Raw genomic sequence first — 24,325 nt, 5'->3', positions numbered from 1 at the left:
TTACGGGCTAGTTAAAGAATCAATGTGTTTCATTCAACCATTGCTCAATAGCCTGTAAGCCTTGCTGCACATTATCTTTCAATTGAGTATCCGCCATTGGCTGCTGCTCTAATAACTCACAAGTTTTTACTGCACTTTGCATTCCTAAACTGGCACAACTGCTTTTTAACTGGTGAGCAAGGCGCTTGACTTGTTCTGTGTTATTTTCTGCTCGTGCAATGTCAATTTGGTCAATCAAAGGCAAGGAATGCTGTTTAAAAATACTCACCCATTCGCGAATTTTCGGAAGCCCCATTAGTTCGGCATCACTAATAAGCTGTTGTAAATCTATAAATTTCTCCTGAATACTAGGAGCAGGCAATGTATATTCACCGCCTGAAATATATTTAACGATTAACTTGTTTAACGTATCTCTTGGTACCGGTTTTTGAATAATTCCACGAAAAACTTGGCTGGTCCGTTGGCGTAAAGTTTCATCAATCACATGAGCACTAAAACCAATCAAAATCAATTGGGGATAGGTTTTCGCTAATTGTTTAGCTAAGGTGATACCATCGATATCAGGTAAACCGAAATCCACCAATGCCGCGGTAAATTGTTGCCCAGTTTGTAGGGCTGCTAGCGCCTCAGCTGCAGACCCAACAATAGTGACCTGTGCCCCGCTGCGGGTTAACATTTCCCCACTAATTTTCTGAGTCAATGGGTTGTCTTCTATGAGTAATAAATGCACGCCCAACATGTCTAATGGCAGATCAGACGATTTACTTACGGGATGCGAGGCGATACATAGCGGCAGTGTTAAACGAAAACAGCTCCCGCTCCCTAATTGGCTACTAACCGTTAATTCACCGCCCATCGCTTGCGCTAAACTTGCACTAATTGTCAGTCCAAGCCCCGTTCCACCCCGCTGGCTATCTACTTGCACAAATGGCTTAAAAATATCCGTAAATCGCGAGCTATCAATGCCGCACCCTGTGTCTTCCACTTCAATAAACCAATATTTGCCATAACGGCAACTGCGTAACGTAATTTGCCCCTGTTGAGTAAAGCGCAATGCATTACTGAGTAAATTCGTGATAATTTGTCGGATCCGTAGCGGGTCCCCTTGTAAAGCAATCGGCAAATCATCCGCAATATCTGCAACTAACTGAATAGCAGGGTTTTTATTACTCGCATTCATTAAATACAAAGTACTTTCTAATAACGGCTTGGGTTCGAAAGGCTCATCATTGATAGACACGTTATGTCCTCCGGCTTCAATTGCGGAGTAGTCCAAAATGTCATTTAAAATGGCTAATAAAGATTCACCTGAGTCAGTAATTGCATATAAATCATCATGATACTGATTAAGTGCTTTATTTTCTAATAACAGTTGCGCTGTCCCCAAAATCCCATAAAGAGGAGTACGGATTTCATGGCTCATTGCCGCCAAAAATGCCGATTTCGCCTGATTGGCTTGTTCCGCTTCAGAACGAGCTTTTCGGTGCTCAACGACCATCACACGCAGTTCTGCCGTCCTCGCTTTGACTTCATCTGCTAGCTGTTCACGCTGATTATTTAAGGCATGAACACTTTCACGAAATGCATCCATTAAACGGCCAATAGTATCAAGCTCTTTCACTCCTGCGGTTTCAGGAAATGCGGAGTCAATATCGCCCTCTAACAACCGTTGAAGTGCTTGAGTCTGCTGCGCCAACGGTTTTGTCACTAAGCGATAAACCACTCGCCAAAGGATCAAAACCAATGAGAGTAGAGAGACAATACTCAATGCTAACAACCAATTCTGCCCCCGCTCACTGGCTTGCTTTAGTTGCCCCAATGCGGTTTGGTTACGCAGCTCAATGATGTTAACTAATTGCGCTACTTCACTACTAAAACGTGCAAATTGGTCAATATTATTTTGTGATAAAATCTGTAAACGTGTTGTGATGTCGTTATCTTGCCGGTACAACGCAATTAACTCTGTATAGCGCTTCACGCTATTTAACGCGTTTTCTACTTGGCCTCGCACTGCGGGGTCTTCAATATATTTTTGCCGACGTTGTAAGATTTTAACTGCAGAATTCAACTGTTTTTCTAATTCAGCCATATTACGGTGGGGCTGGTTTGAACCTAAATTAAGTACCATTTGCTGTACACGCATCGCGCTTAATCGAAGTTCATTCATTTGGCTAGCATATTCAAGGTCAATATCAATTAGTTGATCAAGGGCTTGTTGGGCTTGTTCCCCTTGATTCCTTTCGATAAGGTCATAAATACTGACCTGAGTTGCTCCCGCTGAAGTGGCAGCATTGTTTGCCTGACCATGTGCCATTTGGGCGATATCACCTGCCGCTGCAATTATATGCTGCCTTAATTGTTGTTGCTCTGCGCGCAGTTTTAAACGCTGCCCGACTAACTCACCCTGTTGGCTTAATGATTGAGCAATTTCTTTTTCTTGCTGTTCAATATCTTGTGTATTAAAACCTTGTTCTCGTAATGTTTTCAGTATATTCGTGATTTTCAGGCTTTGTGCTGTTAACATCCGCCCTTGTGCTAACCAAATACTTTCACTATCCGCATTTGTGAGATTTTGTGCAGAAAATAATTCCCAAGCACTTGCTTCGCTCAGTTGCCTTGCCATATTCATGGTTGGGATCAGAGCCTCGGTATTGGCCTGTTCAACTTGGCTAACAAAACGTAAGTTGTACCACCCTACAAGGGTGCTGATAAAGGTCAATGCGGCCATCAGCGCAAAGCCCATCCACAATCGTCTAGTTAGTGATAAATTCACGGTTTGGTTAGCCTAAAAATTAAAATGATTGAGTTAGTAGTAAGAAAGCATTTAGGATAACGGTTTCTGGTTTGTGAGGCTATCATGCGTGTATTGATTTTACTCCTGTTCATATTTCACTCGTTGTTGAACCTAGCAATGGCACAGAATAGTTCACTCATTCAGTGGCGTGATAACCTACATTTTAATCACCAAACACATGATCCCGTAACCGCCACAAAAACCTGGAAGTTGTGCGCGCTTTACCCTAGTTTAAAAGATTCTTATTGGTTATCAATTAATTATGGCATGCAAAAAGCGGCAAAACACTATGACGTTGACTTAAACGTACTAGAAGCCGGTGGATATAACCAACTAGCAACCCAGCAAAAGCAAATTACGCAATGCCAACAATGGGGAGCAGATGCTATCTTACTGGGAAGTAGCACCACAACTTTTCCAAACCTTAGCCAACTCGTGGGAAATACGCCTGTCATAGAAGTCATCAATGCCACCCACGATAACACAGTAAAAACCCGTGTTGGTGTACCTTTGTTCCAAATGGGCTATCAGCCGGGGCGCTATTTAGTGCAATGGAGCCAAAGCAAGCCATTGAAAGTTTTACTCATGCCAGGGCCATTAAATGCCGGTGGCAGCCATGAAATGGAACAAGGATTCCGAGAAGCTATTGCAGGTAGCCAAGTACAAATTGTGGACGTCGCACAAGGGGATAACGACCTTGAGGTGCAACGCAATTTGTTGCATGAAATGTTAGAGCGTAACCCTGATATTAATGTTGTCGTTGGCACAGCGATTGCCGCTGAGGCCGCAATGGGTGAAGGCCGTAACTTAACGAAACCACTGAATATTGTTTCTTTTTACTTGTCTCATCAAGTCTACCGAGGCTTAAAAAGAGGCCGAATAATTATGGCCGCCAGCGACCAGATGGTTTGGCAAGGTGAGCTAGTGATTGAACAAGCCATCAAAGTACTACAAGAGCAGCCGGTTCCAAACAATATCAGCCCGCCGATTTTAGTGCTTACTCAACAAAATGCCGATAGTGAACACTTACGCAATTCATTATCCCCTGGAGGCTTTAGGCCCGTATATCAATATACATCGGCAGCTAAAAAATAGCCTTCACCGTGCTGAGTTACTAATAAATCAGCATTGATTTTATGGCGTAAACGACGAATAAGTACATCCACGGTGCGTAAATCAGGGTGATCGACTCGTCGGGCAGATAACATACGTAACAGACGTTCTCGGGTTAAAATCTCCCGCGGGTTAGTCACAAACGCCACAAGTATTTCATATTCAGCCCGTGTAAGTTTGATAACCTGATTTTCAAATTGGAGTGTATGCATTGAGACATTTAGGCAATAGCCCGCAAACTGATAGCAATTATCTTGAGAAACAACTTGGGTTTGCGAAGGCTTAGCAAGGTCAATGCGCCAAAGTAAATTTTTAACGCGAACGACTAACTCCCTCAATTCCAAAGGTTTAGTAACGTAATCATCTGCTCCCATTTCTAACCCCACAATACGGTCAATTTGGTCACAGCGGCCGGTGACTAAAATAATCCCCACCGTGAAACGCTCACGTATTGCTCTTGTTAACATTAACCCGTTTTCATCCGGTAAATTAATATCTAACAGAATCAAATCAACGGCCTGCTGATCCATAATTTCACGTAGACCCGCACCATTCCCCGTCACAGAAACACGATATCCTTCTTGCTCAAAATAAGCCTGTAAGCGAGCCTGAGTAACGGGTTCATCTTCAACAACCACAATATGATGTGATGTCATTGATACACTCTCTTCTGTTCATATCTGTTCATATTTGCTCATATCTTGCCGTAAGCTGTTCATTCTGGCTAGTACCGCTATTCATATTAACTCAATAAGATCGCCTGTATTAAACCATATAATTACAGGGGCTATTATGCGGAAACTCTGGAGAGCGTTGCGAAAACCAAGTGCTCGTTGGTCAATGCTAACGTTAATCGTTGTCGGGATTGCAGTGGGTGTTGCGTTAATCGTTGTCCCCCATGTTGGGATGAAAGTGACTAGCACCACTGAGTTTTGTGTCAGTTGCCATAGCATGGAACCCGTTTACGAAGAATATAAACAATCTGTACATTTCCAAAATGCATCTGGCGTACGCGCAGAATGCCATGACTGCCATATTCCCTCCGACCTTCCAGGCATGATTAAACGGAAACTCGAAGCAAGCAATGATATTTATCAAACATTTATTGCTCACTCGATAGATACCCCAGAAAAATTTGAAGCCAAACGTGCCGAACTTGCGGAACGCGAGTGGGCTCGCATGAAAGAGAATAATTCAGCCACTTGCCGCTCTTGCCATGATTATGACTCGATGGATCACGCAAAACAAAACCCAGAAGCGGCTCGCCAAATGCAAATTGCTGCGAAAGAAAATCAATCCTGTATTGATTGCCATAAAGGGATTGCCCATCAACTACCCGATATGAGTAGTGGCTTTCGTAAACAATTTGATGAGTTAAGAGCGAAAGCAAACAGTGATGCTGACATTCTTTATTCACTTGATATTAAACCTCTTTATGCCAATAAAGGGGATAAAGACCCCGCAGGCTCGTTACTTCCTGCCTCAGAGGTGAAAGTTCTAAAACGTGATGGCGATTGGCTACAAGTTGAAATAACAGGGTGGACAGAAACCGATGGTCGCCAACGCGTTCTATCTGAGTTTCCGGGTAAGCGAATTTTCGTCGCTTCGATACGCGGTGATGTTCAAGAAAATGTGAAAAATTTAGAAAGCACCGTTGTCGCTGCAACAGATACGTCATGGAGCAAACTGCAAGCAACTGCATGGATGCAACAAGGCGATATGGTCAATGATATCAAACCGATATGGGCTTATGCAGATTCTTTATATAACGGTTCATGTAATCAATGCCATGGTGCGCCAGATATCGCTCACTTTGATGCTAACGGTTGGATAGGCACATTAAACGGTATGATTGGCTTTACCAGTTTAGATAAGCGAGAAGAGCGTACCTTACTGAAATACTTACAAATGAATGCATCTGATACCGCAGGATCTTCACACGGTGATAACGGAGAACAGAATGAAAAATAATCCAACTTTTCAAGCTTCTCGTCGACGCTTTTTGTTCCAGCTTGGCGGGCTCACTGTGGCAGGTATGTTAGGCCCTTCCCTATTAACACCGCGTAAGGCTAGCGCTGCGACAGTTGGCGAACAAGCTGCGGTAGTACAAGAAGGCATTCTGACTGGGTCACACTGGGGTGCAATTCGCGCCACTGTAGTTGATGGCCGTTTTATCGAAGCAAAACCTTTTGAACACGATAAATTCCCATCAAAAATGATTGCAGGATTGCCTGACCATGTACATGGCACCGCTCGTATCCGTTATCCAATGGTTCGTGTTGATTGGCTACGTAAACGTCATTTAAGTGATACTTCTCAACGGGGTGATAACCGTTTCGTACGTGTTTCTTGGGATGAAGCCCTTGATTTGTTCTATCAAGAACTAGAACGTATTCAAACAACTTATGGGCCAAGTGGGCTGCTCACTGCAAATGGTTGGCAATCAACCGGGATGCTCCACAATGCTTCAGGTATGTTAGCCCGCGCCATTGCCCTGCATGGCAATAGTGTTAGTACTGGCGGAGACTACTCAACGGGGGCTGCACAAGTCATTTTACCTCGAGTCGTTGGGTCGATGGAGGTTTATGAACAACAAACCTCTTGGCCGCTAGTCCTGAAAAATAGTAAAACTATCGTATTATGGGGCTCTGACCTGATTAAAAACCAACAAGCTAACTGGTGGTGTCCTGATCATGACGTTTATGAATATTATGAACAACTCAAAGAGAAAGCGGCTAATGGCGAGATAAAAGTCATCAGTATTGACCCTATAATCACCTCAACTCATGATTACCTTGGACGTGCAAATGTTCAACATATCGCTATTAACCCCCAAGCGGATGTACCGCTGCAATTAGCCATCGCCCACACGCTTTACAGTGAAGGCTTGCATGATAAAACCTTCTTAAAAGAATACTGTGTCGGTTTCGAGCAATTTGTTCCCTACTTAATGGGAAAAACGGATGGACAACCCAAAGATGCACAATGGGCAGCTGAAATTTGCGGTATTGATGCCGACACAATCCGAGCTTTAGCTCGCCAAATGGCAGCAGATAGAACCCAAATCATTGCAGGTTGGTGCGTTCAACGTATGCAACATGGTGAACAATGGTCGTGGATGATTGTTGTTTTAGCTGCGATGTTAGGTCAAATTGGCTTACCGGGTGGAGGATTTGGCTTCGGCTGGCATTATAATGGCGCGGGAACACCAAGCCGTCAGGGGATTATTTTAAGTGGTTTTTCCGGCTCAACTAAAGTGCCCCCCATTCATGATAACAATGACTACAAAGGCTACAGCAGCACCATTCCTATTGCTCGTTTTATCGATGCGATTTTAGAGCCCGGAAAAACAATCAACTGGAACGGTAAAGCGGTTAAATTGCCACCACTAAAAATGTGTGTATTTGCCGGAACCAACCCATTCCACCGCCACCAACAAATTAACCGTATTATTGAGGGTTGGCGCAAGCTTGAAACGGTTGTTTCTATTGATAATCAATGGACATCCACCTGTCGCTTTGCCGATATCGTATTACCGGCAACCACACAATTTGAACGTAATGACCTTGACCAATACGGTAACCACTCAAATCGTGGCATTATTGCGATGAAACAGCTCGTTGAACCGCAGTTTGAATCACGTAATGACTTCGACATTTTACGCGATCTATGTCGTCGTTTTGGCCGTGAAGAAGCCTTTACTGAAGGTTTAGACGAAATGGGCTGGCTAAAACGCATTTGGCAAGAAGGCAGCCAGCAAGGAAAAGGCCGTGGTATTCATTTACCATCCTTCGATACGTTCTGGGAAAAAGAAGGCTATGTGGAATTTGAACATCCACAAATGTTTGTTCGTCATCAAGCGTTTAGGGAAGATCCCGACTTAGAACCTTTAGGGACACCGAGTGGTTTAATTGAGATTTATTCGAAAACCATTGCCGACATGCAATATGATGATTGCCAAGGTCACCCAATGTGGTTCGAAAAAGCGGAACGCTCCCACGGTGGCCCTGGTTCAAAAAAATGGCCATTACATTTGCAATCTGCTCACCCCGATTTTCGCTTACATTCACAATTGTGCGAATCTCCTGTATTACGCCAATATTATTCCGTTAGTGGCAAAGAGCCTATCTTTATTAGCCCTAAAGATGCAAAAGCCAGAGGTATACAAAATGGTGATATCGTTCGTGTTTTCAACGACCGAGGGCAAGTGTTAGCCGGAGCCGTGGTTTCGGACCTATATACAGAAGGCGTTGCTCGTATCCATGAAGGAGCTTGGTATGACCCGACTAAGGGTGGAGAAATTAATGCTCTGTGTAAATACGGAAACCCAAACGTATTGACATTGGATATAGGAACCTCTCAACTCGCTCAAGCCACCAGCGCACATACGACGATCGTGGAGATAGAAAAATACACAGGGCAAGTGGATAACGTCAGTGCATTCGATGGGCCAATTGAAATGGTGGCTCAATGTGAATATGTTCCTGCATCACAGGTGAATAGATGACCAAAGAAATTACTTTATCGTCAGAACAAATAGCCTGTGTTTATGCATGGTTAGCACAATTATTCTCACGTGAATTAGATAGTGCAACGATAGCGCAACTTCAATCTAGCGAAATGATGGATTGGTTTACAGCTATCGAACAGGAACCCGTTTTAATTTCGCCAATTCAAGAGGTTAAAACAAAAATCCAAGCGCTAATGATGCGAAATGATGCTCAGCTCGAATTAGCCGCAGATTTTTGCAGTTTATTCTTAATGTCAGATAAGCAATCCGCCTTACCTTACGCCTCAGTTTATCCAAACAGTGAGCATGGTAATGAACAGATTAAGTACCTATTAGCCGAGGCAGGAATGGAAACCAGTAAGGCATTTAACGAGCCTTCTGACCATATTTCAATTTTTTTGGAGCTATTAAGCCACTTACATTTTTCATTAAATGAAGCCCATTTGGCGCAAGAAAAAGTGGAACAATTACGCCTAAAAACGTTGTCACTTTTACTGCAATGGCTACCGATATTTAGCCAAAATTGCCAACGATATGATGAATTTGGTTTTTATGCTGCTTTGAGTCAGCTGTTGTTAGCGCTAGTTCAATGGGATAAGCAAACCTAATAGATGCCATTTAAATAATTTATATATTATTCAACTATTATTAAAAACAAAGGGATATTAATAAATAATATCCCTTTTAAATCTTAGTCATAACACCTGAGTTACTGTAAAGAAATAAGTTTTTCACGGCTCAGCCCAGTGCTTTTCATTATTATATCAATATTAACTCCTTGCTCCAAAAGATTCCGTGCAGTTGTTATATTTGCCTCTTCTTGGCCTTTTTGAAATCCTTCTTACAGCCCTTCTTGTCGTCCTTTATCTTGCAATCGTTGCGCAATATTCATGATTGTCTCCTTATGCTTTTCTGTCTGTTCCCCTAAAACTTGAATAACTTGTTCAAAATTATGCGAGTCTAAAGCAATAAACAGATAATTGAGGATAGTTATGATGTCATTATCACTATTATAATGTTTATTGAGTGCCTTCGCCAAGAGAGGGAGTACCTGTTGGAATTCATCCCGAAGATATTTATGTTTCATTGCTAATTCCATTACCGCAATTTTTCGATGATTAACGAGTTCATTATCATCAATAACGGTAATATCTACGAGTGGAAATGGTTGTGTGTATAACTCATGTGCAATCCCTGGTAATGGAAAACAATCCGTCCAAAGTTGTGTATATGGATAAGGCGAACGCGCCCCATGGTAAAATAATATCGGTACAACAATGGGTAATGTTGTTTTTCCTTGCTGCATATGCTGATTCATCGCTAAAAACGCATAATGCATTAAACGCCACGCCATGAGTTTATCGGGAGTTGATTGATGTTCAACTAAAAGATAAATATACCCTTCCCCTTGAGAGGTTTGTACTGAATACAATACATCCGATAACCGCGAGCGAAGTTGTTTATCAATAAACGAGGAATTTGTCAGCGATAACGTATTGAAATCACATAATGATTTTATATATTCCGGTAAATGAATTTCAAAGAAGTCTCGCGCATTTTCAATGTTTGCCATAAATCCTTTAAAAGCCGCATCATGTATCGTTGATGTCGTTTTTTTCTTCATTCAATAATCCTTATTGAAAAGAGCAACGACCACACAATAAAGCAAAATACCTAGATTGTCTGTTCAGTATAACAATATGATAAAATTCGAAATTTTGGAGTGAAATAATATTTATAATGTCAATATTATATTAATAAAAATAACGTTTGAGTAATACCACAAAGTATATCGATGGCTTTATTAAAAAGCACTAAAATAGTTTTTAACACTAGCACATTAAAATCACCACAACCTATTTTGAACAGCGATATACTACTCTACAAGCTTAACCATTTTTCCATTCTCTCCTCTTTGCAATTATTCCACGGTGCTAAATGACAATAGAATATAAACACAAACACACTTCTCAACTTTCAACAGAAAATAGAGAGGCATTGTATTCCGTGCTATATCAAAGCTTTGAGCAAGATTTTACCCATGATGATTTCGAGCATGCTTTAGGGGGAATGCATGTTTTAGCCTATGACCATCAACAGATTGTTGGTCATGTTGCTATTATTCAACGCCATATGGCAATCGGTAACATGCCAATAACGGTTGGCTATGTTGAAGCGATGGCTGTACTAGAAAACTACCGTCGCCAAGGGATCGGTAAACAACTCATGCAGGCTACCAACCAAATTATTGCCAGTTGCTATCAGCTAGGCCTCCTTTCTGCATCAGATGAAGGCTTTCATGTATATCAATCTGTCGGTTGGCAGGTTTGGAATGGACCGTTGTATGAGCTCAACCAAGGCCATTATATCCATTCTGTGGATGAAGAAGGTGGTGTTATGGGGTGGTCAAAAAACAATTTAATTGATTTTTCACAGCCCCTATATTGTGACTTTCGCAGTGGAGACCAATGGTAGCCTATATGTGATAAAAGCCAGATAGGCTAAAAAACAACATTAGTTTTATTAAGCGGGTGTCAGGCCGGGTTGTACCACGCTATAAATTTGTTTTTTCAATTCTTCTTGCTTAGCCAATTGGTAAACATGTGAAGCAACATCTGCGCGCATCACTAAACCATGAACTTCAACCTCTTGTTGAAGAACTGCTTTTCCCGTTGGCTCACCATGTAATAACCCACCAGGGCGAACAATCACATAATCTAACGAACTAGTTTGTAGCCATGACTCCGCAAGGGATTTTTCTCTCACTGCCTGGCCAAACGCAGCACGTGACCGAGCAGACAAATAAGGCCATGAGTCTCCACAACCTAGTGACGTGACTAGCACCATACGAGATATACCTGCTTGCTCGGCACAATCAATCACCGTGCGGTGAGCTAAGTAATCTTGCGTGCCTCCCATGGTTGAAATAACCGTAGCAGTTGTTCCTGCGGAATGACAAGCTGCCTTAACCACCTCACTATCACAAGCATCGCCAATTAACACTTGTACCCCTAAAGCCTCTAAACCTGATGCGGATTGCCTATTACGTACAACTGCGATGATTGGGCGTTTCTCTGCTATTGCCAACTGAGCAATCTGATGACCAACACCTTTTCCACCCGCGCCAAAAATTAACCATGGAGCCATTTTTTTCTCCCTTTGTTTTGAGTGATACATCAATCTATTTGTGATTTAAAAATCTAAAATTACCACAATATAGATGATAATGCGCATTATTTGCATTTATTATTTAAATCTATTTAAGCCGCGAATAGCTATCATCAACGATGGAAAAGTAAACAACACTAACTTTAATGTTTTTTATGTAATTCATTTAATCAAATTCATTAAAATGTGACTAGTTTAACTTTTTCGTAAAAAAACACTTATCATAAAAATTGATAAACCAACAAATTGATTACAAAAATAAATCGTAATATCAACAACTAACAACAAACAAAATACCAGTATTCCATTGATACCCATAATTATTTTAATGTTAATGCGAAGAATTATCATTTGCATTTATATTATTATTTGATTTAATACCTATCGTCATATATATGCGAAATAATAATTTCTTAATCAATAGTATCGTTAATATCTTTAATAAAAATGGAGTATTTCGATGAAAAAGTTAACTATTATCGCCCTAGCATTCGCCACGAGTGGGGTCACTTTTGCCGCTTCTGCTGAGATCGGCTTTGACCAAAGCCAGCCTTTCAACCCAAATGAACCTTCCGTGCGCGTTGGTAAAACAGAAGGGACAAATGGTGGCCATGGTGGCGCTATCGGAGATCCCGGTATTGGTGTGCAAACTGTATATGGTGGAAAAATAATTTCATTCTCAGGCCTAACAAAAATGGCGCCAAAAAAACAGGGAAATGAAGCGCATGTGATTTCCATGCCGAATGGCCCTGGTTCACATGACAAAATGGGCGTATTTAACTTTGCCAAAGTCGCGGATGCTGAAGTGTATTTCGGTGAATGGTCATCGACAGGGCAAGTTAATGACGCCACACACACGGCTTACTACTCAGGTAAAGACATCACCACCAATATGCCAACAGCGGGCACTGCGGAATACTCTGTTAAAGGAATAAGCCAATATAACGGAGGTGCAATGGCCGCAGGTACCCTGACAGCTAACTTTGGTACTAAATCTTTAGCAGGGAATATTGGTGCGACGAACATTGATGCCACCATTAAAAATAATGCTACCTTCGCAGGAGATGCGACACTTAATGGCGCATTAGGTGAAACCCGCGGGCACTTTTTTGGCGACCAAGCTAAACATATTGCTGGGGTAACTGAATTCAGCGACCACAGTAAAGATATGGCCTTTGGGGGAAGCCGTGGGAATATTTCCCAGTAATCCGTAAATCAATCTCGGTGACCACAACAAAGCATCACACATTGCTGGTCACCGCCCTTTATTACCGAAGCTAACCCTATGCAATATCTTTTATTAACCCTTGCCATCATGGTTACAATGGTCGCGCCCTCTGCATTTTCAACCAGTCTGGATACAGACCGTGAACAGTTGTTATGGCAAAAAGATAAACAAAATTATCGTGATAAAAGTGCAGTTGTCCCCCATAAAGACCAATTGCTACTCCCAGATGACCTATCAATCAAACTAAATGGGGAAAACTATACCCTAAAAAATAACGCTCAAGATTTAGGCCAGGCGATTTATTTGGCAATCAACCATCGGCAATTTCAAGACGTACAACGCTTATTGCCTCGCTACCAGCAGCTAACTGATGCGGACCCATTACTTATTTTATTTGCAAAAGCAGAAATCGCTAAAACGCAAAACCATTACCCTGAAGCAATTGCCCACTACCAACAAATACTGGCACTGTCACCAAAGTTTCTTCGCATTAAGTTGGAACTTGCCCGAGCTTATTTTGACGATAATCAAAATAAGGAGTCTTTGGCTTTATTCCAAAACTTAATCAACGATGAAACACTTGCATTACCTGCCAGTGTAAAGCAGACCATCCAACAATTTATTAGCGCTATCGAAAACCGAACAGCTTGGAGCGGGAGTCTCTCTTTCGGATATAAAAATAACAGTAATATTAACCAAGTCCCTGATAAAAATAAAATTTGGGAAGTACCAGGTGGCACATTAAAAATGGACAACCCCATCGCGTCGTCAGGGCTCACCTATGACGCGAGCCTGAGTAAAATAATTCCTATCTCTGGCCATCATTCGCTGCAAATCAAGGGGACATCATATGGCGACCGCTATCCTCACTATGCCGAATTTAGTGAGAATACCACCTCTTTAGCTGCTTTATACCGTTTTAATGATGCGAATACCACTGTCGCCGTTGGCCCATTAGTTGAATTAAAAACAGTCAATGAAAAGCGTCGTTATTTAGGGATAGGTGGCAAAATTGAAGCTGATTATCAATTCAGCCCAAACATGATCCTCAGTATGTCCGCGGATCACCAACAGCTTCATTACCAAAAACCGTATGACAGTGCCGATGGTAATCGAAGTAGCCTACACCTAACGGGTGTCTATGGAATCACCCCAGATACCTCCCTATTTTTGGGAGCTGACGCGACGCGTCTCACCACAGAAGTTCGTAGTGATGATTATGACCAGTTGGGTGTCCGAGGCGGCTTCTATACCGTGATTACACCTGATGTGCATTTATTAGCACTAGCCACCTATCGAGAAAGCCAATTTCAAGCCTTCAATTACCTCCTGAATGTGAAACGCCATGATCGTGAAGCGATGTACTTTGCGCGGCTCAATTTTCCAAATTATTCATTTTTCACATTTACGCCTTATACCAGTTATCGCTTTCGTGACAATCGCAGTTCCGCAGATGGAATTTACTCCTATCACCAGCACGAAATTTCTATTGGGTTAGAAACCCGTTTTTAAGCGTTATGGCACAGAGAAAAACACTATGTATAAATACAAATTAACACCTATTACTACTGCAATTATTACTGCCCTTTTTATTCCATCGATTGCTTTAGGGGAAAAAGAAGAACACATCGGTACCATTACTGTCCAAGATTCCGCAAAAACTATCAAAGAGCGTGATCAACAAGGCTACGATGACCAATATGATGCAAAAGGCTCTAAAATTTATTTAGGAAAAGACCTTGTTGAGCGTTATAAAGGTACCAGTACCGCGGATGTGCTCAATAGCGCAGTTGGCGTCTATAGCGGTGACGCAAGAAACAGTGGTGCGTTAGACCCAAATATTCGAGGGATCCAAGGACAAGAGCGTGTTCCTGTTACGGTTGACGGCACAGAGCAATCACTAACAGTTTACCGGGGTTACAATGGGGCAAATAACCGTAATTATGTGGACCCAAACCTCATTAGTAGTATTGAGATTGAAAAAAGTGGTTCTCTTGCTGGTGATATAAAAACCTCTGTTGGTGGTGGGATAGCCATCAGAACCCTAGGAATAGATGACGTTGTCGCTCCAGATGAAAAGTTTGGTGTCAGCTTAAAATTAGAAACCAGCAGTAATTCAACTCGTGAACGTATTCCTCACTATGGTTATGGCGAAGATTACCGAGATCACCCAGAGATTTATAAAGATAATAACTCTGTATTCTCCGATCCTGTCGTCCACATCACACCGAAATCCCGAGGAAATGCACAATTTTTCAATTTTAAAGATAATGGCGGAAGAATAGCGGTTGGGACTCGACAAGAAAAATTCGATTTAATGGCTGCCTATGCCTATCGCCGCCAAGGCAACTATTTTGCAGGGAAAAATGGCGCTCACCGTTATAAAGAATCCGTTCAACTAAATGAACAACAAACAGTACAGCAACAACTTGGCCCAGATCCTTACTTACCTTTTGCCGCGAATGTATTTCTCCCCGGAAAAGAAGTGACTAATACCTCTAATGAGCTGGAATCCTATTTAGTTAAAACCAATTTATATCTCACTGAAAACCAAACACTACACCTTGGCTTTCGCCGGAGTGAAAGTACCTATGGTGAAATTATGCCCTCACGTTTAGGATTTGCTGAGCTTGAAGGTAAACAAGTGCTACCACAATGGCCGTTGGCTCACTTTACAGTCAATGCCTATAATGCCGAATACAAATGGAAACCCGAAGATAACCAATGGATTGACCTAAATGCGAATATCTGGATGACGCATTCCGTAGGAGATACCAATACCTCTGGCGGCTACCCTCGAGAGCCCAAAGAGCGTGACTGGGCCTTTGAGTATGGCTATGGCGATGGCAAAGATCCTAACATTGATGGCACGTTAATTAATACCGCAGCAACTAATTCTGAAAATGATCGCATTGGATTTAATTTACGCAATACCATGGCGCTCACCCCCGATCTTGATTTAACCATTCGCGGTTCAATGCTCAAAGAAAAATTAGACTCAAATGACGTTCCACCATCGCAAACTGCTAGCCCGTTTATTGCCCTTCCACGTAAAGGCCATCGACAAGAAACCAGTATTGCCTTTAACTTTAACTATCGCCCAACGAGTTGGTTGGAGTTGGATGCGGGAGCAAAATATATTGATGGCTGGACAGAAGATGATTACTTAAAAGAGCAAATGCGCAATCGAACCAAAGGCTTTCAAAACCCTGATGAACGACTTGCTAAACAAATCAATTACAACCGAATTTTAACCCAAGATGAATATAATAAGGCTATTGAAAATGGCTACCAACCCTTCAATGGTGGCTATAGGAACAAACAAATCTTACTCAAAACGATAGGGCTTGATGACACGAATTATACTGTTTTCATCACCAAGAGAAATAGCTCTCAACATCCAGAAGAAAATGGCGTTTTAGATGTCAATTTCCGCACGGAATGGAAATCAGATAAAGACGGGCGCTATACGACAAAAACGAACCCTTTCCATAACGGAACTTTTGACTCTCAAGCACGCGCAGTCGACCCAGTAACGGGTAAAGAAGTTTACGTCTATGGGGCAAGTTATTCGCATCCTTCAGATGATATCGAGCGAAAACTCACTGAAGAAGAAAAATGGAAATTCTCAGGCAAACAAAAAAGCCATGGCTGGGCGCCTGCTTTTGGTGCCAATATTTGGTTGTCTGATAACGACCGCGTTTATGCGCGTTACATCGAAACGATACGCTTACCAAGTATTTTCGAAAATAGCATTGGGTTTGCAGGGGAAAGTGAAGCTCGCAAAGAGAAAATGTTATTCAAACCCGAACGTGCGAAAACCATAGAATTTGGCTATTCCCGTAATTTACAAGGGTTACTCGGTGCCGAACGTCACGCTGATGTGAAAATAGGCTATTACCATACTGTCATCGAAAATGCATTTGACCGTGATGGACGTCTTAATTTTGTTCAAGTAAAAGAGCATAAAACCGCGGGGATTGAAGCTTTGGCCCGCTACGATAATGGTGGGGTATTTATGGATATTGGTGTTGATTACCGCCTCAAAAATGAAGTTTGTGATGACTCCGCACCCGCTAATTTGGATCCAACTAACCGCTATAATATCTCTCAATGCACCACCGCAGGTTTCCCCGGTGGCTTTTTACGCACACAATTACAGCCTAAATATGCGATTAACTCTAACCTCGGCATGCGTTTTATGGATGAAACTCTCGAGGTGGGAACACGCTTACGTTATACCAGCAGCGTGCAAAATAAAGATGAACGGAAATTAATGCAGCAATTCCCAGGGAGTTATTCAATGGCGAATAATAGCCCAATGCACTGGACCCCGACCTTTACAGCAGATGCCTATGCCAGTTACCAAATTGATAAAAATATCAATGTCGAATTCTTAGTAACCAACTTAACTGATCGTTATTATATCGACCCACTAACACGCAGTATGATGCCAGCTCCAGGCCGCACACTACGCTTAGGATTAAATGCACAATTTTAGATAAATGCTGTTGATTTACCCACTATAAATATCCGCTGCTAACCTTAAGTAGGAGCGGATATTCATCACTTCAGTATCAGAAAAATAACCGCATAATGGTTTCGTCGAATTCATCTTGGTCTACAACTGCAAAACCAAACTGCTCAAAGAATGGTTTCATCATGTCATTGCCTTCAACATAACAAATTGATACGGACTTATATTTGCCCAAATTTTTAATTTCTTCCAGAACTAGCGGAATAGCCTGAGAACCAAAGCCTTTTCGTTGATGCTTTATATCAATCATCAATTGGTCAATAAACACTTCTTCTGGCCAACCATTTTCATGGTTTGAATAATATTGAACAAAGCCAACAGGCTCATCATCAACATAAATCCCTCGATTAATATAATGATCAAAAAATTTTGAGGCTGCGATTGACTCTGAGTTAAGAGCAACAAAGTCTTCCTGCTCTTTGGTTATCTCGAGGCAGATGATATCCACCCAATTGTCTTTGGTGATATCTTTTAGGGTAATAATCATAAACACCTTGCTTTAGAATTTACCAATTACAATACCGTTGTGATAAAAAGATGGCTAAACATAAATTTAGCAATAAATACTTTTTTGTTCGCGCCATTCGTGCCTTTGTATTTTTCAAGACGCAATAAACAAATAGCAGTCGATATGTTACGGATAACATTAATATCAGCATTTAGACTAAAATAAAATTTCGACTCATTTATTGCTTTCTAATTAATGAATATTCAAAATTGGGATCCAAGTCAAATATCACAGCCAAATACAATATTATTGTAATTTATCAAATTTTTTTGAAGAAACCTTAAAAAAACAAATTGGTTTATTAAACTAATAATCAAACACAAATAAGGTGAAAGTAAAACCAAAAGATAGAATCACAATAATAAACTCCAATAAAATCTAAATTTTCATCATTATACAAACTCAATAAAAATAAAACCTTTTCATATAAAAATACATAAAACCTGAACAACCTCACATTTATTAGGTATTTGATAACTCTTCGCATTAATGCATCTAAAAATCAAAATCACTTATGAAATAACATGTTAAAAACTTAATAAAATATTGTATCAGACTGAAAAATAACAATATTTTTAATATTAAAATGCAAGAGAAATTCAATAAGCACATTTTTATTAATTAATTTTAATTAATTGATTTTAACCATGCCTTTTAGGCATGGCTAAGAGACTTTCGGAATATTGTCAAGAAAATAGTTTCATGGATAGTATGAATACGAAAATGATGCATTTTTATTATAAATATATACGAATAACTCTTAAAAACATTTCCAATGAAAGGTAACACTATGGGTATATTAAAAGATAGTAAGTTGCTTTTGGTTAGCTTACTTATCATTCTTCTTTCGGAAGCTATAGGGCAAATTAAAATCAGTTTAGTTATGGTTTTTCCAATGCTTTATTCCATGTTGATGGGTGGTATTATCAGTTTTCCAAAATTCAAAATCCTCAGCGAAAAAAACATGGCACACGCAAGCTCTATAATGAGTGTCGCGTTAGTTATCTTAATTGCAAAATTAAGCACCTCCGTTGGTGCATCTTGGGAAAAAATTATTCAAGCCGGTGGTGCATTAATCCTGCAAGAAATCGGTCACTTTATCGGTACCATTTTACTCGGTTTACCCCTTGCCATTATGTTAGGTATGGGCCGTGAAGCCGTTGGTGCAACTTACTCTATTGGTCGTGAACCCAATATCGCCATTATCGAAGCCAAATATGGTTTAAGTTCACCAGAAGGCCGTGGCGTTATGGCAATGTATATTTGCGGAACACTATACGGAGCCGTTTGGATGGGCATCATCGCCAGTGTTATCGCAGGACTCGATATTATGAGCCCTCTCGCTTTAGCAATGGGAGCCGGGGTCGGAAGTGGTTCGATGCTAGCTGCGTCAGTCGCACCATTATTGGAGCTTTATCCTGAACATGCTGCGGATATTCAAGCATTCTCATCCTCCGCAAACTTGATGTCTTCAGTATTAGGTCTGTACATCTATATTTTCTTCTCCTTACCGTTTGCCTCTTTCTTATACAACAAACTCAAAAGAAAACGTGCAACAGCATCAGCAGATACAGAATAAGGATATAAGATCATGAAAAAGATGGCAGAAATTGCAATAATCATCGTGTTAGTCATCATCTTCACTTCACTGGGTGATGCTCTCGGAGGCTCAATTTATGGCCGCGGCAGCTTTGGCGCAGTCTTTAGCGACTCACTTATCGCCATGGCATTATTAGGGGGTATGTCATTTGTGGCATACTTAATTGCACAGATCCCACCATTAGGTAAGTTACCTGTGATTTTCTGGGTATCTTTAATTGCTGCGGGTCTGTGTTCACCATTATTCCCTTACGATAAAGAAATGATCGCAATGACAGGTAAAATTTCACTCGCTGTCATCAGTACGACAGTTCTGGCATTTGCCGGTCTTTCACTCGGTAAAGATATTGATAAATTTAAAGCCATTTCATGGCGGATCATCCCAGTTTCACTGGCGGTCTTTACGGGAACTTTCTTATTCGCTGCACTTATTGGTCAAGTGACACTTTCATGGAGCGGCGTTATCTAACCAGAGGAAATATTTACCATGACAATGACCAAAGACCAATTGAAAGCCATCGTCTGCGAAACAATTGCATCCCATAAAGGGGATATCAAAAAATTAGCAGAAGATATTTGGGCAGAGCCAGAGCTAGGCTACAAAGAAACGAAAACAGCAAAAAAAGTGGAAGCCGCATTTTCTGCATTAGGCGTTAATTACCGAAACCAACTCGCATTAACAGGGGTTAAGGCACGTCTAAAAGGTGGAAAAGGTAGCAAATATAGCATTGCTGTGATTGGTGAGCTCGACGCGATTATTTGTGCTGAACACCCAGAGGCCGATGATTTAACGGGTGCAGCCCATTGCTGTGGGCACAATGCGCAAATAGCCAATATGATGGCTGTGACTATTGGTCTGGTTAAGTCAGGTGCTATGCAATACCTCGCGGGAGACGTCGTTCCTTTCGCCGTTCCCGCTGAGGAATATGTTGAACTGGCTTATCGTAATAAACTGATTGAACAAGGAAAAATTAGTTATATCGGCGGTAAGCCAGAGCTGATATCCCTTGGCGAATTTGATGATGTCGATATGGCAATGCAAATTCATTTAACCAGCGTCAAACCTGAGCGTGATACTGGTTTTATTGAAATGTCGACCACCACCAATGGGTTTATTGGCAAGTTGATTAATTACAAAGGGACTGCATCCCATGCAGCGGCAGCACCTCACTTGGGTGTCAATGCCCTCAATGCCGCAATGATGGGGATCATGGGAGTAAATGCTATTCGCGAAACTTTCCAAGAAAGAGATTACATTCGTTTCCATCCGATCATCACGCAAGGCGGTGATTTGGTCAATGTCACCCCAAGTGATGTCCGTATGGAAAGTTATGTTCGAGCGTCAAATGTCCCAGCAATGATTGATGCGAATGAACGTATTACTCGCGCACTTGTTGCTGGCGCAATGTCTGTTGGTGCAGAGGTAGAAGTTAAAGATTTACCGGGTTACCTTCCATTATATAACAACGATACATTGAACAGTTTATTGCAACAAAATGCTCACAGCTTGATTGGCGAAGAAAATGTTTGGATTGCTGGGCACATGACTGGAAGCACGGATACAGGGGACTTATCACATATTATGCCAGTGAGTCACCCATGGATTGGTGCAATTCGTGGTGGGTTGCATGGTAAAGATTACGTTGTTTTTGATGATGATATGGCCTATATCCGCCCTGCTCAAATGATGGCAATGGCAATTATTGACCTGTTATTTGATGATGCGTCCCAAGCTAATGAGATGTTAGCTGATTACACCCCATTAATGAGCAAAGAGGAATACCTCTCATTTATTGGCTCTTTTAAGAACTAATTATTAAAACATTCCCCTTATTGCTATGTTCATTATAATAAGGGGAATATGATTTTTAGCTTTTATCCCACTTTTAAAATTTTTTCTTCGCATTAATTTAATTTCTTTTTACATTCGCCATTTCATTTAAAACAATTCCTAAAATCATGCCTCTCCCCCCTACTTTAAATAAAAAATTTAACTTAAACCCTACTCATGCTCACTTTAAAATGCAAATATTCCCAACATTAAAAACATAGCCATAACCTATTGATATAAATAGACTTAATAAGATAAGCACTCTTTATATTATTGTTTTAATAAATTACCATCCTTATTATTCATGAGCCATGCAATACTGATATGATATAAATACGATCTCCGTCACGCTCACTTTTTTAATATCCACGTTAAAATTCACTCTATAAATTGATAGATAAAGAATAACGAGTAGAAGTAGAAATCATCCTATTTCTGAATCTAATTTTTAAAATACACATAAATTAAATGAGCGCGCTGTTCATTATTCCATGCTCACACCAGGGGCCCTTTAACAGCATTAAAAATGCTTTCTATATACGGGATAAAACGTAATGACCAACAAATACAATATCAGTGAAAAGCTCTTTGCTTTAGAAACGTTTAGCAAAAAAACACGTCAGGATTTACATAAAATCCCTGAATTGTCTGGGCAAGAATTCAAAACCTCACAATATTGCCGTGAATTGATGGAAAGCTTTGGCTATAACATTCGTTTATTTGAAGGCTACACAGGCTTTACCGCTGATTTGATTGTCGACCCAACCAAGCGCTTAATTGCCTATCGTACCGACATCGATGGCCTTGAAATGCCTGATTTAACGTGCAATGAACACAGTTCTGTCCATGAGGGTTGCGCTCATAACTGTGGCCATGATACCCACATGACCATCGCCTTAACAGCAGCTAAATACCTCAGTGAGAACCGTTCTGAACTCACCCATAACGTCCGTTTTATCTTCCAGATGGCTGAAGAAGATATGCGCATACCAGGTGCTAACAAAATGGTCGAAATGGGCTGTATGGAAGGCGTTGACGAGGTTTACGGTCTACACAATGATGCGGCCTTTGAAACGGGTTATATTAAATTCAATTCAGGGGTTATGTCCTCTTATGGCTCAGCGTGGACACTAGATGTCCACGGTGTTTCTGCTCACGGCTCAACCCCTCATAAAGGGTTAGATGCTATCCGCGAAGCAACGCGTATCATCGATTATATGGACTACATTGTTGCCAAAAAAACCGATCCTTTCAGCCCTGCCGTATTTGGTTGTGGCATGATTAACGGGGGAACCATCCCAAATGCGCTGGCAGATCATGTTCAGGCACGCGGAACCATCCGTTCAATGGATGAAGAAACGGACAAAATATTAAAAGCCAGCTTCAATGAAATTGTGGCTCGTAGTGAAGCCGGCGGGTTTAAAACAACACTGGAAGCCAGCGGGTATCCTGCTGTTGTCAACCACCCACAAGCAGCCAAAGTCATTTATGATGCCGCAGCCGCCTTTTTACCAATTGAGCATATTGATTCAAATGGTAAACCAATGACTGGAAGTGAAGATTTCAGTTATATGATCAATGCCACTAAAGGTAAACTCGGTGCCATGTACTTTTTAGGAAGTGGTAATCAAGCAAAAGGGATTAATAATTACTTACATGCAAACCCTTATTTTGTTGATGACGACTGTTTGCTGATTGGCGCTCAAATTTTTATTAATATTGCCACTCGTTAGAATAAATATAATACACACAGTAATACTAAAGCCGAGTAAATCTCCTATTACTCGGCTTTTTTCTTAATCATCCGCAGATAAGTCATAGCTCAGGCAATTCTCTATATAACCTATCTTTCTCACTTTGTTCTGTAGGTACCCATTGGTTCGGTTGATGAATATAATTCAAGTCAAGGTGAGGTGCGTAATGAGAGATAAAATCATACATATAATCTTTTAGGTGCATGTGCCGATTAATGCAAACATGTGTATAACTTGGCTTGACTAAGTGGCTAATATCAATACAGCGTAATGCCTCACTATCTTCCTCTGGGTCAAAAGCTACGGTTGAAATAATACCGACCCCAGCACCGCGTTTTACATAGTATTTAATAATTTCAGTATCTACGGCAGTTAAAACAACATTTGGCGTTAATTTATGTTGATAAAAGACTTGGTCGAGCTTCGAATGCCCTGTAAAACCAAATACATAGGTAATTAGTGGGTAGCCCGCAAGGTCTTCAATCCTAAGCTGTTCACATTGAGCCAATGGGTGGTCATGTGGAACAATAATACTGCGAGACCATTGATAACAAGGCATTACCAATAAATCATCATAAAGATGCATCGACTCGGTCGCAATGGCAAAGTCCACATCGCCATTATTCACCATCTCTGCAATTTGAGCTGGCGCACCTTGGTGAAAATGCAAAGAGATATTAGGGTAACGTGCGTTAAAACGCTCAATCACTTGCGGTAATTTATAACGGATCTGGGTATGGGTTGTTGCAATATGCAAGTTCTGTTTTATCGTCGTATCTTCATGAGAAACAATACTTTTTATTTTATCGAACTGTGCAAGAATATCACACGCGACATGATGAACTTTTTCGCCAATCGGGCTCAGAGACAATAAGTTATTATTTTTCCGATTGAATAATGAAACGTTCAGCTCATCTTCCAATATTTTAAGTTGCTTACTCACCGTTGGCTGAGAGGTATACAGTTTTTCAGCCGCATTAGTGATATTGAAATCACTTTTGACCACTTCAACAAAGCTTTTAAGCTGACTAATGTTCATTGCTGGGGTATCCAATGTAAAATGGACTAAAAATAAGATTTAAAAAATATAGCTGTATTGTGCGCTTATTATACCATAAGCAACCGGCCAGCTAGAAGCATCCTTTTAGCATTGCTGAGCTCGCATTTACATTTTTCACAAGATCCCCAAATAATACCGTTTTTATTTCCCCAAAGAGACAGAATACCGCTATCACCATAGCAGTATATGTAAACTGAACATACTTTTTATAAAACAGAAAGAT

17 protein-coding genes and 1 pseudogene are annotated in these 24,325 nt (G+C 40.9%); 12 read left to right on the top strand and 6 right to left on the bottom strand.

Annotated features, from left to right (window positions below; all coding sequences use genetic code 11):
• Positions 1-19 precede the first annotated feature (19 nt).
• A complete protein-coding gene (gene torS / locus PR809_RS06335) occupies positions 20-2,773 on the bottom strand; it encodes a TMAO reductase system sensor histidine kinase/response regulator TorS (RefSeq protein WP_272524491.1) in 2,754 nt (917 codons plus the stop codon).
• A 93-nt stretch (positions 2,774-2,866) separates the two neighbouring features.
• On the opposite strand from torS, the gene torT reads away from it, so the two are divergent.
• Positions 2,867-3,889 (top strand): TMAO reductase system periplasmic protein TorT, encoded by a 1,023-nt coding sequence (gene torT / locus PR809_RS06330; protein WP_442959984.1) that lies wholly within the window; start codon positions 2,867-2,869, stop codon positions 3,887-3,889.
• On the opposite strand, the gene torR is transcribed toward torT, so the two are convergent.
• Positions 3,862-4,563, bottom strand: coding sequence for a two-component system response regulator TorR (gene torR, locus PR809_RS06325; RefSeq protein WP_102140008.1), 702 nt, complete (start codon positions 4,561-4,563; stop codon positions 3,862-3,864). The two genes, torT and torR, sit on opposite strands and share 28 nt — an antisense overlap.
• A gap of 136 nt (positions 4,564-4,699) precedes the next feature.
• Between torR and torC the strand changes: the two genes are divergently transcribed.
• From torC to torD, 3 genes are read left to right on the top strand one after another with little or no spacing between them, the layout of a single operon-like run.
• Positions 4,700-5,878 carry a pentaheme c-type cytochrome TorC gene (gene torC / locus PR809_RS06320; protein ID WP_166265540.1) on the top strand — a complete coding sequence of 393 codons (1,179 nt, stop codon included), beginning with the start codon at positions 4,700-4,702 and terminating at the stop codon, positions 5,876-5,878.
• Positions 5,868-8,414 carry a trimethylamine-N-oxide reductase TorA gene (gene torA / locus PR809_RS06315; protein ID WP_102140010.1) on the top strand — a complete coding sequence of 849 codons (2,547 nt, stop codon included), beginning with the start codon at positions 5,868-5,870 and terminating at the stop codon, positions 8,412-8,414. Before torC ends, torA begins: the two co-directional genes overlap by 11 nt.
• Entirely contained in the window at positions 8,411-9,025 is a 615-nt protein-coding gene (torD, locus tag PR809_RS06310; RefSeq protein WP_206275939.1) for a molecular chaperone TorD, read from the top strand. Before torA ends, torD begins: the two co-directional genes overlap by 4 nt.
• A gap of 101 nt (positions 9,026-9,126) precedes the next feature.
• Here the strand turns inward: torD and PR809_RS06305 are convergent.
• Positions 9,127-10,041: pseudogene (locus PR809_RS06305) on the bottom strand (Rpn family recombination-promoting nuclease/putative transposase).
• A 314-nt stretch (positions 10,042-10,355) separates the two neighbouring features.
• Here PR809_RS06305 and PR809_RS06300 point away from each other — a divergent pair.
• Positions 10,356-10,892, top strand: a complete 537-nt coding sequence (locus PR809_RS06300; protein WP_102140013.1) for a GNAT family N-acetyltransferase — start codon at positions 10,356-10,358, stop codon at positions 10,890-10,892.
• Positions 10,893-10,940: 48 nt separating this feature from the next.
• On the opposite strand, the gene PR809_RS06295 is transcribed toward PR809_RS06300, so the two are convergent.
• Positions 10,941-11,564, bottom strand: coding sequence for an SDR family oxidoreductase (locus PR809_RS06295; protein ID WP_206275940.1), 624 nt, complete (start codon positions 11,562-11,564; stop codon positions 10,941-10,943).
• A 481-nt stretch (positions 11,565-12,045) separates the two neighbouring features.
• On the opposite strand from PR809_RS06295, the gene PR809_RS06290 reads away from it, so the two are divergent.
• The 3 genes from PR809_RS06290 (at position 12,046) to PR809_RS06280 (ending at position 17,314) form a co-directional block, all read left to right on the top strand.
• Positions 12,046-12,792, top strand: coding sequence for a Slam-dependent surface lipoprotein (locus PR809_RS06290; protein WP_206275941.1), 747 nt, complete (start codon positions 12,046-12,048; stop codon positions 12,790-12,792).
• Positions 12,793-12,870: 78 nt separating this feature from the next.
• Positions 12,871-14,325, top strand: a complete 1,455-nt coding sequence (locus PR809_RS06285; protein WP_102140016.1) for a porin family protein — start codon at positions 12,871-12,873, stop codon at positions 14,323-14,325.
• A 25-nt stretch (positions 14,326-14,350) separates the two neighbouring features.
• Complete coding sequence (locus tag PR809_RS06280; RefSeq protein ID WP_206275942.1) at positions 14,351-17,314, top strand: TonB-dependent receptor domain-containing protein; 2,964 nt, start codon at positions 14,351-14,353, stop codon at positions 17,312-17,314.
• 76 nt (positions 17,315-17,390) lie between these two features.
• Here PR809_RS06280 and PR809_RS06275 read toward each other — a convergent pair whose 3' ends face one another.
• Positions 17,391-17,837, bottom strand: coding sequence for a GNAT family N-acetyltransferase (locus PR809_RS06275; protein ID WP_166265558.1), 447 nt, complete (start codon positions 17,835-17,837; stop codon positions 17,391-17,393).
• Positions 17,838-18,648: 811 nt separating this feature from the next.
• On the opposite strand from PR809_RS06275, the gene PR809_RS06270 reads away from it, so the two are divergent.
• From PR809_RS06270 to PR809_RS06255, 4 genes are all read left to right on the top strand, one after another.
• Complete coding sequence (locus PR809_RS06270; RefSeq protein ID WP_036958500.1) at positions 18,649-19,437, top strand: DUF3100 domain-containing protein; 789 nt, start codon at positions 18,649-18,651, stop codon at positions 19,435-19,437.
• A 12-nt stretch (positions 19,438-19,449) separates the two neighbouring features.
• Positions 19,450-19,926, top strand: coding sequence for a hypothetical protein (locus PR809_RS06265; protein ID WP_004262394.1), 477 nt, complete (start codon positions 19,450-19,452; stop codon positions 19,924-19,926).
• Between the two features lie 18 nt (positions 19,927-19,944).
• Positions 19,945-21,270, top strand: coding sequence for an amidohydrolase (locus PR809_RS06260; protein WP_206275943.1), 1,326 nt, complete (start codon positions 19,945-19,947; stop codon positions 21,268-21,270).
• Between the two features lie 572 nt (positions 21,271-21,842).
• Positions 21,843-23,021 carry a M20 metallopeptidase family protein gene (locus PR809_RS06255; protein ID WP_195697583.1) on the top strand — a complete coding sequence of 393 codons (1,179 nt, stop codon included), beginning with the start codon at positions 21,843-21,845 and terminating at the stop codon, positions 23,019-23,021.
• Positions 23,022-23,103: 82 nt separating this feature from the next.
• On the opposite strand, the gene PR809_RS06250 is transcribed toward PR809_RS06255, so the two are convergent.
• Entirely contained in the window at positions 23,104-24,081 is a 978-nt protein-coding gene (locus PR809_RS06250) for a LysR substrate-binding domain-containing protein (protein ID WP_102140021.1), read from the bottom strand.
• Positions 24,082-24,325 lie beyond the last annotated feature (244 nt).

The organism is Providencia sp. PROV201, from assembly GCF_028479545.1.
In the GTDB taxonomy this organism is placed as follows: Bacteria; Pseudomonadota; Gammaproteobacteria; order Enterobacterales; family Enterobacteriaceae; genus Providencia; species Providencia huaxiensis.
The sequence above is the reverse complement of the archived record's forward strand: the minus strand, read 5'-3'. Positions and strand labels throughout refer to the sequence as shown.